General features: G+C 37.9%; 11 protein-coding genes. 9 read left to right on the plus strand and 2 right to left on the minus strand.

The window, feature by feature from the left end:
- Positions 1-423: 423 nt before the first annotated feature.
- Together IGJ11_RS00505 and rpmB are read right to left on the minus strand one after the other, a co-directional pair.
- Positions 424-3,048 (minus strand): YfhO family protein, encoded by a 2,625-nt coding sequence (locus tag IGJ11_RS00505; protein ID WP_207431792.1) that lies wholly within the window; start codon positions 3,046-3,048, stop codon positions 424-426.
- A 360-nt stretch (positions 3,049-3,408) separates the two neighbouring features.
- Complete coding sequence (rpmB, locus tag IGJ11_RS00510) at positions 3,409-3,597, minus strand: 50S ribosomal protein L28 (RefSeq protein ID WP_010720425.1); 189 nt, start codon at positions 3,595-3,597, stop codon at positions 3,409-3,411.
- A 270-nt stretch (positions 3,598-3,867) separates the two neighbouring features.
- Between rpmB and IGJ11_RS00515 the strand changes: the two genes are divergently transcribed.
- The 9 genes from IGJ11_RS00515 (at position 3,868) to IGJ11_RS00555 (ending at position 13,653) form a co-directional block, all read left to right on the plus strand.
- A complete protein-coding gene (locus IGJ11_RS00515) occupies positions 3,868-4,230 on the plus strand; it encodes an Asp23/Gls24 family envelope stress response protein (protein WP_010720424.1) in 363 nt (120 codons plus the stop codon).
- A gap of 52 nt (positions 4,231-4,282) precedes the next feature.
- The gene (locus IGJ11_RS00520; RefSeq protein WP_010720423.1) at positions 4,283-5,956 is read left to right on the plus strand and encodes a DAK2 domain-containing protein; all 1,674 of its coding nucleotides are present in this window, start codon (positions 4,283-4,285) and stop codon (positions 5,954-5,956) included.
- Between the two features lie 123 nt (positions 5,957-6,079).
- Positions 6,080-8,116, plus strand: coding sequence for an ATP-dependent DNA helicase RecG (gene recG / locus IGJ11_RS00525; protein WP_438772241.1), 2,037 nt, complete (start codon positions 6,080-6,082; stop codon positions 8,114-8,116).
- Between the two features lie 47 nt (positions 8,117-8,163).
- Positions 8,164-9,165 (plus strand): phosphate acyltransferase PlsX, encoded by a 1,002-nt coding sequence (gene plsX / locus IGJ11_RS00530; RefSeq protein WP_010720421.1) that lies wholly within the window; start codon positions 8,164-8,166, stop codon positions 9,163-9,165.
- A 121-nt stretch (positions 9,166-9,286) separates the two neighbouring features.
- Positions 9,287-9,529, plus strand: a complete 243-nt coding sequence (acpP, locus tag IGJ11_RS00535) for an acyl carrier protein (RefSeq protein WP_010720420.1) — start codon at positions 9,287-9,289, stop codon at positions 9,527-9,529.
- 270 nt (positions 9,530-9,799) lie between these two features.
- Complete coding sequence (locus tag IGJ11_RS00540) at positions 9,800-10,804, plus strand: ABC transporter ATP-binding protein (RefSeq protein WP_010736807.1); 1,005 nt, start codon at positions 9,800-9,802, stop codon at positions 10,802-10,804.
- A complete protein-coding gene (locus tag IGJ11_RS00545; RefSeq protein WP_010720418.1) occupies positions 10,805-11,749 on the plus strand; it encodes an ABC transporter ATP-binding protein in 945 nt (314 codons plus the stop codon).
- On the plus strand, positions 11,749-12,711 hold the full coding sequence (gene opp4B, locus IGJ11_RS00550; RefSeq protein ID WP_010720417.1) for an oligopeptide ABC transporter permease: 963 nt from the start codon (positions 11,749-11,751) through the stop codon (positions 12,709-12,711). Before IGJ11_RS00545 ends, opp4B begins: the two co-directional genes overlap by 1 nt.
- 27 nt (positions 12,712-12,738) lie before the next feature.
- A complete protein-coding gene (locus tag IGJ11_RS00555) occupies positions 12,739-13,653 on the plus strand; it encodes an ABC transporter permease (RefSeq protein WP_010720416.1) in 915 nt (304 codons plus the stop codon).
- Positions 13,654-13,662 lie beyond the last annotated feature (9 nt).

A 13,662-nucleotide genomic window follows, 5' to 3' on the forward strand; every position in this document is an offset into this window, starting at 1 on the left:
TGGTTATGAGAGATAGAATAATTGGGACAGAAAGAAGAAAAGTTTCTTTCTGTCTTTTTTTATTTGGTAGGTTTTACCATGACGGAACATGTTTTGTAGGTTGAAATAATAAAAATAAGCGATTGGATCCTTGACAATTCACACTCTCTTTCCGGAGGTGGGAATTTAAATAAGGGCAGTTCATCTAATCAACAGGGTGATGTTCAACGCTTAAGAGAGCTTTTGGAGAAAAGACGTGAATCAAGTTCGAGTCTGCAATCAACGTCAAGGATTGCAGGCTCCACAAGTCCTGTAAGGAAGATAACAGAACATAATGAAATTACTGAATACGGTAGTAGATAAGTAATCAGAACTATAAGAGTCATCAACGTAAAAATCAGCGCCATCATTTCAATTTTAGAAATGATGGCGCTGAGTGGATCATTAACTATGTTTATATCGCTTATTTACTTTGGGCTCTTTCTTTTGATACCACACATATAGGATAAAAAGTCCGATACAAAGAACGAACAAAATCGATCCGATGATAAAACCTTGAGGTAAGTAACTAAAAGTGACGGTATGTTTGCCTGCAGGTAGTTTGATCATTACAAAGGCATCTTTGAAGTTTTCGACTTTGACTGCCTTTCCATCGATTTTTGCGGACCAGCCAGCATCATAAGGGATCGTTGTGACTAGCATTCTTTCTTCGGATGTGTTGACAGTACCAGTGGCTGTTCGACCGGTCGTTTTCATAGCAACACCATTTTCTTTGATTTGATTCATTGCTGCTTGATAAGCAACAACATCAAGTCCAAGAACTTTAGGTTCCATAAAGCTAACCTCTTTTGTGCCATAAAAACTAGTAGAGAAAGTAACTGTTGTGTCTTGAGGATAATATCCTAGATCATAATATTGTCCAGAAATACTGATCTGAGTCTTTCGTGACACACCGTTGACAGTAATCGTGGCGGTAGAACTTTCTAATTGGGCATAGTTAGTAGGGAACAAACTGAGATAAGCTTGTGTGTTTGCTGGTACACGCACTTCCCAAGTGAGCGTTTTGGGCTGGTTATTCGTGGTTTCAGAATAAGTCACCCCGGTAGACGTCTTGTTTACTGTGACGTTTTGTTGGCTTTTCAAAGTTGGTGTGTAGAAAGTAAAATACCGCTCATTTAAATCAGCCAGACGATTGATCAAATTGGTTTGGCTCGTGAGATTGTCAGTTAATGGTTGTTCCACGTGATTAATATCTAATGGTGCTGTAAAAGCTAGCGGTAAAGCATTTAAATTTTTATAGAGTGTATAGTCACCGCTCTGACTTTCTTTCACAAAGCCATATTTACTAAAGCTGCTGTCGTTTTTAGCAATATTATATTTTATTCCTGTAAACCCATCCATCAATAACGTATTGTTTGCATAGCGGATATTAAGATTTGTTCCTCTTGAACGAAAACCTAACGAATCTAGATAAGCAGAAGAGTTCCTGTTTCTAATAGAAGAAAACAAACTGATACCACTATAGCCATAGTTAATGGAATCATTAGGAGAAATCGGATCAAGATTTTCTAATCGATAAAAAGTATCCGATTCTTTTTTTGTCTGATCAACAAGTGACTTGATGCTAGGAGCAGGATCAGTATATAAGCTTCGTGAAGCATAATTCCAATCGTCTAATATCCCATGAATCATACTATTCGTATTGACACTTGCTTCTCCTGTCATCAGTAACAGTAACAATAAGCTAAGGTATTTAACGGGCTGTTTTGGTTGCTGGAAAAAGCCAATTGTTAATGCATAAAGACTCAAGAAAACAATCGTTAAGACAAACGATGTCGTTGTAATATAAGAGTAACTATTATTAGGCTTAAGGCCCCATGCGATAGCAAAAACTGCTGCTAAAATGATGATGATACTTAGGAGTAAGCCTTGATCCTCTTTAGTTATTCGTTCCCATCCTTTGGCCGCTAACAAAAGGACGAGAAAAGAAAATAAATAGGAATAGCGGAACAAAAACATATTTGGCGCATGCATACCATGCCAAAAGAGGTTGAGTGGTACAAGATAGAAACTAGCAATCAATAAAGCAAATAAACTACCATACAAAAGTTTGTTCTTTAAGTTGATTTTTCGACTAGCAAAATAAAATAGACATAAAACTAATGGAAACAAACCAGCATAAATAAAAGGAATGGAGCCATATTTGGTTGTGTCATAGACACCGATCATGTTTTTCATGATGATATCCAAATATGAGGTAGCTTCGGTTTTTAGTGTAGTGATCTGTGTTAATGTTTCGCCATTTGATCGGAGATCCAAGACTGCTGGAAGAATAATGATCATTGATGCTCCACCAGCTAATAAGGAAGTAATCCCATAAGGTACAATCGATTTTTTGTAGAGTGACCATTTTGTAAACAGCCTTGCCATAAAATAAAGAAAAGAAAAAATACCGATCATAAAGCCCATATAAAAACTGGATAAAAAGAGCAATAAGTAACTAACAAATAATAATGTTGGTCGTTTATAATCCATGACCCGATGGATACCCAAAATAATAAGTGGAAGATAAATAAACGCATCCAACCACATAATGATCTCAGAATGAGCGGTAATGAAAGAGATCGAAGCATAGCTAACACTTAAAGCCACTTGTCCCCAACGTGGAATTTTATACGTCCGCGCAAGGAACCAAAAAGATAATCCAGCAAACCCAACTTTAAGCAGAGTTAGAAAATATAAAGCATCAGGCATCATATTATTAGGAAACAAAAGAACAAGCGGAGTAAATAATCCGCCTAAGTAATATGAAATTAAAGATAAATAATTCAGACCTAATGAGGCGTTCCAAGTATAAAAAATACTTTGCTTTCCTAATAACATGTTCCGAAAGCTTGCATGGAAATTTGAAAATTGAGAAAATGCATCACTTGCAAGAATGCTTCGGCTACTTCCTGGATAAATTCCGATACTTAAGTAAACTAACGCAAGTATCAAAAAAGGGATCAGAAAACTAGCAAAAGCATAACGACCATTTTCTTTAAAAAAAAGTTTGATTTTTGTTTTCATTGATTCATTCACCAAATTTCTATGAAATATGAAGTTATCTCTAGTTTATCATATTCATATTTTTAACTACATGAAAAGACTTGGCATTTCCAAAAAAATAAAAAAACAATAATAAATAACGTTTATTTTGAAAATAAAAGGCAAAAAAACTTATATAAACTGATTTTATAAATAATAAAATACCAGTTTTTAAAAGAATACATGTTTAATATTAAGGATTTGGCAAAACCTAAAAAGCCTACAAATGATCGTTCATCCAGATCATTTGTAGGCTTTTCAACTAACTTCTTTTATGAAAAGTAAGGCATTATAATAAAAATAAAAACCGTTCACGCACCGAACGGTTCAAACTTCATTCAATTAAACGCGTGCAACTTTTCCTGACTTCAAAGCACGAGTTGACACCCAAACTTTTTTAGGTTTTCCGTCGATCATAACGCGAACTTTTTGTAAGTTAGGTTTAACAGTACGTTTTGTTGAGTTCATCGCATGAGAACGATTGTTTCCACTTTTTGTCTTGCGACCAGTAAAGTAACAAACTTTTGCCATGTAATTTTCCCCCTTTACCTCGATTTGGAGCGATAGAATAATTCAGCTCATACCAGAATAACATATCATATGAAGGGGTAATATGCAAGTGTCTTTTCATAGCAAGAATTGACAATCCATGGGAATAATTGTAAATTATACAGGACTAATTTTAAAATTTTCAGCGGTTTTTGAGTACTTTAGGGTAACTGCCTTTTATTTCGGGTGACGCTATGATAAAATATGATAGAAGAAAAATGGGAGTATTTTGCCCGTTAAGGAGGCTCATTCATGGCTGTAAAAATTCAAACGTCAGCTGGAACCATTGAAATTACCAATGATGTGATTGCAACAGTTGTTGGTGGCGCCGCAACAGATGTGTTCGGTGTTGTAGGAATGGCCAGCAAGAACCAAATAAAAGATAATATTACTGAAATTCTACGAAAAGAAAATTATTCTCGAGGAGTAGTTGTTCGCCAAGAAGCTAATGGTATCGCAGTAGATGTTTATACGATCATTAGTTATGGTACAAAAATTTCAGAAGTTTCTCGCAATGTCCAAGAAAAAGTAAAATACAACTTGGAGACATTACTAGGTGTAACAGCCAATTCTGTTAATGTTTTCGTCCAAGGTGTTCGTGTACTGCCAGACTAGGCAGAAGGCTTGCTGAATGATTCAGCAGTCGATCTGAAGGAGGATTATCTAGGTGAGTGTAACAGAAATCAGTGCAAGCCAATTCCAGGAAATGGTTCAGGCGGGCGCGAATCGTCTGCAAGTAAATGCAGAATATGTCAATTCGTTAAATGTATTCCCAGTTCCTGATGGAGATACAGGTACCAATATGAATTTATCTATGACAAGTGGAGCTAAAGCAGTTGCTGATTCTACTTCTGAAAAAGTAGGCGAATTAGCAGCAATGTTATCAAAAGGCCTACTAATGGGAGCCAGAGGAAATTCAGGAGTTATTTTGTCTCAATTATTCCGAGGTTTTTCAAAGCAAATACCTGACGTGACAGTGTTAAACGCTGCAGATTTAGCTGCGGCTTTTACGCATGGCGTTGAGACAGCTTATAAAGCAGTTATGAAGCCTGTTGAAGGAACCATTTTGACAGTAGCCCGTGAAGCTGCAAAAGCAGGAGAAAAGAAAGCTAAAACAAGTGACGACGTTGTTGAAGTGATGACGGCTGTGGTAAAAGGTGGGAAACGTGCCTTAGCGAAAACACCTGATTTGTTACCAGTGTTAAAAGAAGTCGGTGTCGTCGATAGTGGCGGTCAAGGTTTGCTATTTGTATATGAAGGCTTCTTAAGTGCCTTGAATGGTGAGTTCAAAATGACAGAAGTCTATGAACCATCACCAGCTGAAATGGATGAAATGGTCAATGCTGAGCATCATCGCAGTGTCCAAGGTCAATTAGCAACAGAAGATATCCATTATGGTTACTGTACAGAAATCATGGTAAAAATCGGTGAAGGGCCAACCGTCGATAGCCAATTTGACTATGAAGAATTTCGTAATTACTTAGATGGAATCGGTGATTCATTATTGGTTGTTAATGATGATGAGATCATTAAGGTCCACGTGCATACCGAAAATCCAGGTGAAGTATTAAATTATGGACAAAAATTTGGTTCATTAGTAAAAATCAAAGTCGACAACATGCGTTTACAGCATGAAACGATTTTAGAACACGATGAGCAAGCGAAGCCACAAAAAGCAGCTCGTACACCTTATGGGATCGTAGCGATTGCAGCCGGTAAAGGAGTGCAAGAGTTATTTGAAAGTTTAGGAGCAAACTACGTCATTAGTGGTGGACAAACGATGAACCCAAGTACGGAAGATATCGTTAAAGCGATCAAGGAAGTTAATGCGGATAAAGTCATCGTATTACCAAACAATAAAAATATCTTCATGGCTGCGGATCAAGCGGCTGAAGTAGCAGATATCCCAGTAGCGGTCGTACCATCAAAAACGATCTCTCAAGGACTAACTGCGATGCTTTCATTTAATGATCAAGTATCGTTGGAAGAAAACAAAGCGACTATGACAGAAATGCTTGCAAGTGTCGTTAGTGGGCAGATTACTCATGCAATTCGTGACACAACCATTGATGGTGTGAAAATTACTGAGGGCGATTTCTTAGGGATGATTGATGGGAAAATCGTTATCTCAGATTCTGACATGATGGCAACTTCATTCGCTACCTTAGAAAAAATGATCACTGAAGAAACAGAAATTGTGACGATTTTAGCAGGTGAAGGTGGTTCGGTTCATCAAGCAGAAGAATTATCAGCTAAATTAGTTGAACAACATCCAGATTTAGAAATTGAAATTCATCAAGGCGATCAACCGGTTTATCCGTATTTATTCTCTGCAGAATAGAAAAGGACAATCCTTTTCGCCTGAACGAACGGTAAAAGAACGGGGGCTGTACCAGGTTGTTGGTGCAGCCCTATTTCTAAGGAATGGATTGATAGTGAAACATACGGTAAAGGAGGGTGAAATATGAGGTCTTTAAATGATCCAGTGACGATGTTAGCCGGTGTGGGAGCAAAAAGGGCGGATAGTCTTGCTAGTCTGGGAATACAAACCATCGAAGACCTATTGACCTATTATCCTTTTCGCTATGAAGATATTCAAGAAAGAAATTTAAATGAAATACTTGATCAAGAAAAAGTGACTTTAAAAGGCCTGGTTGTTTCACCACCAGTAATGAGTCGCTTTGGCTACAAAAAGAATCGACTCCGATTTCGTATGATGCAGGATCATGCTGTCTTCAATGTTTCTTTTTTCAATCAACCATATTTGAAAGATAAAGTGATCTTATCCGAAGAAATTGCTGTCTATGGAAAATGGGATGCGAAACGGAAGTCATTAAATGGTATGAAAATTTTGGGTTCTCAAGCGGTGGATGATTTTTCTCCAATCTATCATGTCAATAAATCAATCCGTCAAACAACTTTAGTCGATTTGATTCGAAGAGGGTTCGAAGAGTATGGTGATTTGATCGAAGAGAATCTTCCCAATGGATTAGTTGAGAAATATCGACTGTTGGATCGGCCAACAGCTGTTAAGAGCATGCATTTTCCGAAAAATCATGAAGAAAACCATCAAGCAAAACGAAGAATTGTCTTTGAAGAATTCTTTTTATTTCAAATGCGACTTCAAGGGCTTAAAAAATCGGAAAAAGCAGAAACAAATGGCATTGAAATTTTATATGACATCCAGCGCTTGAAACAATTTATTCAAAAACTACCTTTTGAATTGACGGATGCCCAAAAAAGAGTCACGAATGAAATTTGTCGTGACTTAAGAAGTCCGCAACATATGCAACGCCTATTGCAAGGTGATGTAGGTAGCGGAAAGACGATTGTTGCAGCAATTGCCTTATATGCGGCGGTCACTGCAGGGTTTCAAGGCGCATTGATGGTACCAACTGAAATTTTGGCACAACAACACATGGAAAGCCTTCTTCGATTATTTGATGCGCAAGAAGTTAAACTTGCTCTGTTAACGGGTTCGACGAAAGCCAAAGAACGAAGAGAACTACTCGAATTGCTGGAACAAGGAGAAATCGATATCGTTGTCGGTACCCATGCGTTGATTCAAGAAGGAGTCGAATTTCAACACTTAGGTTTAGTTATTACGGATGAACAACATCGTTTTGGTGTGAATCAGCGAAAAGTACTCCGTGAAAAAGGCTGGCGTCCAGATGTTTTATTTATGACAGCCACACCAATTCCTCGGACTTTAGCGATTACTGCATACGGAGAAATGGATGTTTCGGTAATTGACGAACTTCCAGCTGGCCGGATTCCAATAGAGACGAGATGGGTTCGTACGCCACAATTAAATAGTGTGTTAGATTGGACATGGAAGGAACTGGCGAAAGGACATCAAATGTATGTCATTTGCCCGTTGATTGAAGAGTCAGAAGCATTAGACGTTAAAAACGCTGTTGAAATTTATGAAAAATTAAGTGCGCTTTTTGCGCCTCAGTATGAAGTCGGATTGTTACATGGTAAAATGAAGAACCAGGAAAAAGAAGCAATTATGGAAACATTTAAAGAAAACAAGATGCAAATCTTGGTTTCAACGACGGTCATCGAAGTGGGTGTAAATGTTCCGAATGCTACAGTCATGTTGATCATGGATGCTGATCGTTTTGGATTAGCACAGTTACATCAATTACGTGGACGTGTTGGACGTGGTAGTGATGCTTCTTATTGTGTATTGGTAGCTAATCCTAAAAATGAATTAGGGATTGAGCGAATGAAAATAATGACAGAAACGAACAATGGCTTTGTTCTAAGTGAGAAAGATTTAGAGTTGCGTGGACCAGGAGAAGTATTTGGTTTTCGCCAATCAGGCTTACCGCAATTTGCAATTGCTGATCTTGTAACAGATAGTAATATATTAGAGGTAGCTCGTGATGAGGCACAAAAGCTATGGCAGTTAAAGGATTGGCAACTATTGCCAGAATACCAACATTTGGTCCGCAGTTTAGACTTGGAAAATCAAGATAATCGTTATTTTGATTAATAGACTGTGCTATACTTTATAGTGATGATAAAAAAGGAGTGGAAATAATGAAAATTGCCGTAGATGCAATGGGTGGAGATCACGCACCACAAGCCATTGTGGAAGGTGTGGCTTTAGCTCAAAAAGATTTCCCAGATGTGGAATTTATCCTTTATGGTAAGGAAAATGAAATAAGAAAATATCTAACAACGGAACACAATGTGACGATTATTCATACAGATGAAAAAATCGATAGTGATGATGAACCAGTTAAAGCCATTCGCCGTAAGAAGAATGCTTCGATGGTTTTGGCAGCACAAGCTGTCAAAAATGGTGAAGCAGACGCGATTTTTTCAGCGGGGAACACTGGTGCATTATTAGCAGCTGGACTCTTTATTGTTGGTCGTATCAAAAACATTGAACGCCCTGGTCTGATGTCTACTTTACCGGTAGTCGGTCAACCCAATGCAGGGTTTGATATGCTTGATCTAGGTGCAAATGCTGAAAATAAACCGGAACATTTATTACAATATGGAATCTTAGGCTCATTTTATGCAAGAAAAGTCCGAGGAATCGGTAGACCTCGAGTTGCTTTATTGAATAATGGGACGGAAGCAACAAAAGGAAGCGAATTAACTAAAAAAGCTTTCGAATTACTTCAAAATGAAACCAGTTTGAATTTTATTGGAAACGTTGAAGCGAGGGAACTATTGAACGGGGTAGCAGATGTTGTTGTAACCGATGGATTTACAGGCAATGCAGTATTGAAATCCATTGAGGGGACAGCAATGAATCTGATGGACCTTCTGAAAGCTGCCATTTTAAATGAAGGGTTTAAAGGAAAAATGGGCGCACTATTATTGAAAGATGGGTTACGTTCATTAAAATCAGAAATGGATTATTCAAAACATGGCGGAGCAGTTCTTTTTGGATTAAAGGCACCAGTCATCAAAACTCACGGTGCGACTGGACCAGATGCAGTGAGACATACCATCAGACAAATCCACACTATGTTGGAAACCAATGTGGTAGGGCAGTTAGTTGAACAATTCGAAAAACCTGCAGAATAATGTTTCTGGTTGCTCGTCGACGACCCTATAGAAAAAAAGGTGGACAATCTTAGAAAATGTCAGTAAAATTAGCCTTGGTGAAGGAAATCGGCAATTTTGATAATTGTTGGAGGTGAAAACATTGTCACGTGAAGAAGTATTTAATAAAGTAGCGAAAATTATTTCAAATCATTTTGAAATTGATACAGATAAAGTAACTGATGAATTAAATATCAAAGATGACCTAAAAGCTGACTCAATCAGCATCATGGAATTTGTTTTGGAACTTGAAGATGAGTTTGGAACAGAAATTTCTGACGAAGATGCAGAACAAATTGAAACAGTTGGTGGGGCAGTTGACTACATCAGCAATCATCTTAACTAATCATTAGCATGAAAGTGAGTAAAGATCAATCGGATCTTTACTCACTTTTTTTTAATTTTTCAAGTGATTTATCTTTATTTTAAATAGATTTTTCTGACAATTCTGGCAACTGACTGAAATTTTCTTGCATTGTAGAGGGGTTTTATATATAATTATTAATAATATATTGTACTATCCTTAGAATAACGCTTATTATAAAACGTTTTATTCTGTGGGATATCATTTTTTATTAAGAAAACTTCCAACCAGGGAGCAGAGAGGGGTATTCGATTGTCAGATAATCAACTATTAGATGTTCAGAACCTACATACAGGCTTCCGTCTTAAAGATGAGTATTACGATGCAGTAGATGACGTTTCTTTTACATTAGATAAAAACGAGATTTTAGCAATCGTTGGAGAATCTGGTTGCGGGAAAAGTACATTAGCGACTACTATTATGGGGTTACTTGATCCAAACAACACAAAGATCACAGGCGAAATTTTATATAATGATTTAAACTTGATTGAATTGAATGAAACTTTGTATAACAAAATCCGCGGGAATGATATTGGGATGATTTTCCAAGATCCGTTATCTGCGTTAAACCCTTTGATGCGTATTGAAGATCAAATTAAGGAAGGGTTATCTTATCATACCAAAATGAACGCTGAACAACGGCAAGCACGTGCCTTGGAATTGCTGGAGCAAGTTGGGATTCCTAATCCTGCAAGAGTCGGACGACAATATCCCCATGAATTATCTGGGGGGATGAGACAGCGGGTAATCATCGCCATTGCGATTGCGTGTAAGCCACCGATTGTTATTGCAGATGAGCCAACGACAGCGCTAGATGTAACGATTCAAGCGCAAATCCTTGATTTATTAAAAGACTTACAAGAAGAAACCAAAACAGGAATCATTCTGATCACGCATGACTTAGGTGTTGTGGCAGAAATGGCTGATCGGGTAGCGGTAATGTATGGTGGTCAATTTGTTGAAGTAGCTGGGGTCAAAGAACTTTTTGAAAATCCTAAACACCCTTATACCCGTTCATTGTTGAACTCTATTCCTCAAGAGGGGAACCATGAAGCTGAGCTCCATGTGATTGAAGGCGTTGTTCCTTCTTTGAAAAATATGCCACGAACTGGTTGTCGTTTTGCTCCTCGGATTCCTTGGATCCCAGCCAGTGATCACGAAGAAAACCCTGTCCTTCATGAAATTGCTCCGAATCATTTGGTTCGTTGCTCTTGCTACAAACATTTCCACTTTAGAGACGAAAAAGGAGAGGTGTAGATGACAGAATTAATTACAATCAGCGATTTGAAAGTACACTATCCTATTCGTAGTGGATTCTTTAATCGAGTAACGGATCATGTATATGCAGTAGATGGTGTCGACTTCATTATTGAAAAAGGAAAAACGTATGGCTTAGTCGGAGAATCTGGTTCTGGTAAATCAACGACAGGGAAAGCAGTCGTTGGATTAGAAAAAGTGACTTCAGGACAAATCATTTATGAAGGTAAAGATGTCACTAAAAAAAGTAACCGACAAAAAATTGGCTATAACAAAGATGTTCAAATGATCTTCCAAGACTCAATGTCCAGCTTGAATCCTAAAAAGCGAGTATTGGATATTATTGCAGAACCGATCCGTAACTTTGAACGTTTGAGTGATCAAGAGGAAAAGAAAAAAGTGAAAAATCTACTGGATATCGTAGGGATGCCGGAAGATGCGCTGTATAAATATCCGCATGAGTTTTCAGGTGGACAGCGTCAACGTTTAGGGGTTGCACGTGCAGTTGCGACAAACCCAAAACTCATCGTAGCAGATGAACCAGTTTCTGCATTGGATTTATCCGTTCAGGCGCAAGTATTAAATTTCATGAAACGAATCCAACAAGAATTTGGTTTAAGTTATTTATTTATTTCTCATGACTTGGGAGTCGTGAAACATATGTGTGATAATATCGCAATTATGTATAAAGGTCGATTCGTTGAAATTGGTACACGAGAAGATATTTATAATGATCCACGTCATATCTATACGAAACGTTTACTGTCTGCTATCCCACGGATTGATGTCGAAAATCGGGAGTTACACAAAGAGAATCGACGAAGAGTGGAACGTGAGTACATCCAAAATCAAAAGGAGTACTACGATGCAACTGGTCGAGTGTACGATCTCCGTACGATCACACCGACGCATAAAGTAGCGTTGAAAGATGGAGGTGCCAGCTAATGTGGAAAACGATATTACGACGTGTATTATTAATGATCCCACAAGTTATTATTCTTAGTATTTTGATCTTTATGTTGGCAAAAGCGATGCCTGGAGATCCTTTTACCGGGTTGATCAACCCCAACCAAGATCCAGCAGTCATCGAGCAAATGAGACAGGCAGCTGGTTTGAATGATCCTTGGTATGTCCAGTATTTCCGATGGATCGGGAATGCGTTACAAGGAGACTTCGGTCAAAGTTTCTTATACAAACGTTCAGTTTCTGATTTGATTGGTGAGCGTATCGTCAATACTCTTTACTTGTCGATCTTAACAGTTATCATTACTTATTTGATTGCTGTACCACTAGGTATGTTGGCGGGCAGATACCAAAACTCATTTTTGGATAAAGCTGTTGTAATCTACAATTTCTTTAGTTTTGCTGTTCCGTTATTTATCTTTGGATTGATTATGTTATTTGTATTTGGTTATCGTCTAGGTTGGTTCCCAACCAGCGGCTCCCAGACGTTAGGAATCCAAGGGGGCTTTTTCACCCAGTTGATTGATCGCATGAAATACATCATTTTACCATCGATCACTCAAGCCTTTTTAGCTACAGCTGTAACGATCCAGTATTTACGTAGCGAAGTCATTGATTCAAAATCTTTAGACTTTGTGCGAACTGCTCGTTCAAAAGGGGTACCAACCAATAAAGTATTTAGTCGTCATATTTTCCGAAACGCGGCATTGCCGATGGCTTCACAAATGGGTTATGAAATTACTTCCTTGATTGCTGGTTCAGTAGTTATTGAAAAGATTTTTGGCTACCCAGGAGTTGGTAAATTGTTTATTGATTCGATCGGACAACGTGACTATACAGTTATTACCTCCTTAGTATTGATTTTAGGAATTGCGACGTTGATCGGAACCTTGCTTTCAGATATCATCATGAGCATTGTTGATCCACGTATCCGTATCCAATAAAATTCAATCAGAAAGGAGAAAAGACAAATGAGTGATAAAAAGAAAGACGTTGTGCAAGAAAGTATCCCGCCAATGGGGTTACGAATGATTGCCCGTGAATTTAAAAAAGATAAAATCGCCATTTTTTCATTAGGCTTACTCGTTATTTTATTGTTAGTTATCTTTATCGGTGCGTTATTTACAGACCAAGATAAAGTAATGTATGTCAGCATCTTTGATAAATATGCAGCTCCAGGTGCTATCTCTACCGAGGGGACAAAATTTATTTTAGGAGCAGATGAAGGTGGTCGGGATGTTTTAGGACAACTGATTATCGGTGCAAGAAACTCCGTCACCATTGGTTTTGCAATCACAGTCATCACTTCGATTATCGGGGTTGGACTAGGGATCATTTCTGGGTTTTATGGGGGGATCATCGATAACATTTTGATGCGTATCGTTGACTTCATTATGATTTTACCGATTATGTTGATTATTATCGTATTTGTATCGATTATCTCTAGATATAATGTTTGGTCGTTCATCTTCATTATGAGTGCATTTTATTGGGTTGCTAAAGCTCGATTATTCAGAAGTAAAACTTTATCAGAAGCAAGGCGTGATTATGTGAGTGCTTCAAAAACAATGGGAACAAGTGATTTTAAAATCATGTTCCGTGAAATCATGCCTAACTTAAGTTCATTGATCATTACCAACTTAACGATGAACTTTGCAGCAAATATTGGGATCGAGACCACTTTGACTTTCTTAGGGTTTGGCTTACCAGCAAATGTTCCTAGTTTAGGAACACTAATCGGTTATGCCAGCAACGGTGAGGTTTTAGTGAATCGACAATGGATCTGGTTACCTGCGTCAATTCTAATTTTAGTATTGATGTTGAGTATAAACTATGTTGGACAAGCGTTTAAGCGTTCTGCCGATGCACGCCAACGATTAGGATAAAGAAGAAAG

It is taken from the genome of Enterococcus sp. DIV0691, from assembly GCF_051711145.1.
In the GTDB taxonomy this organism is placed as follows: domain Bacteria; phylum Bacillota; class Bacilli; order Lactobacillales; family Enterococcaceae; genus Enterococcus_B; species Enterococcus_B hirae.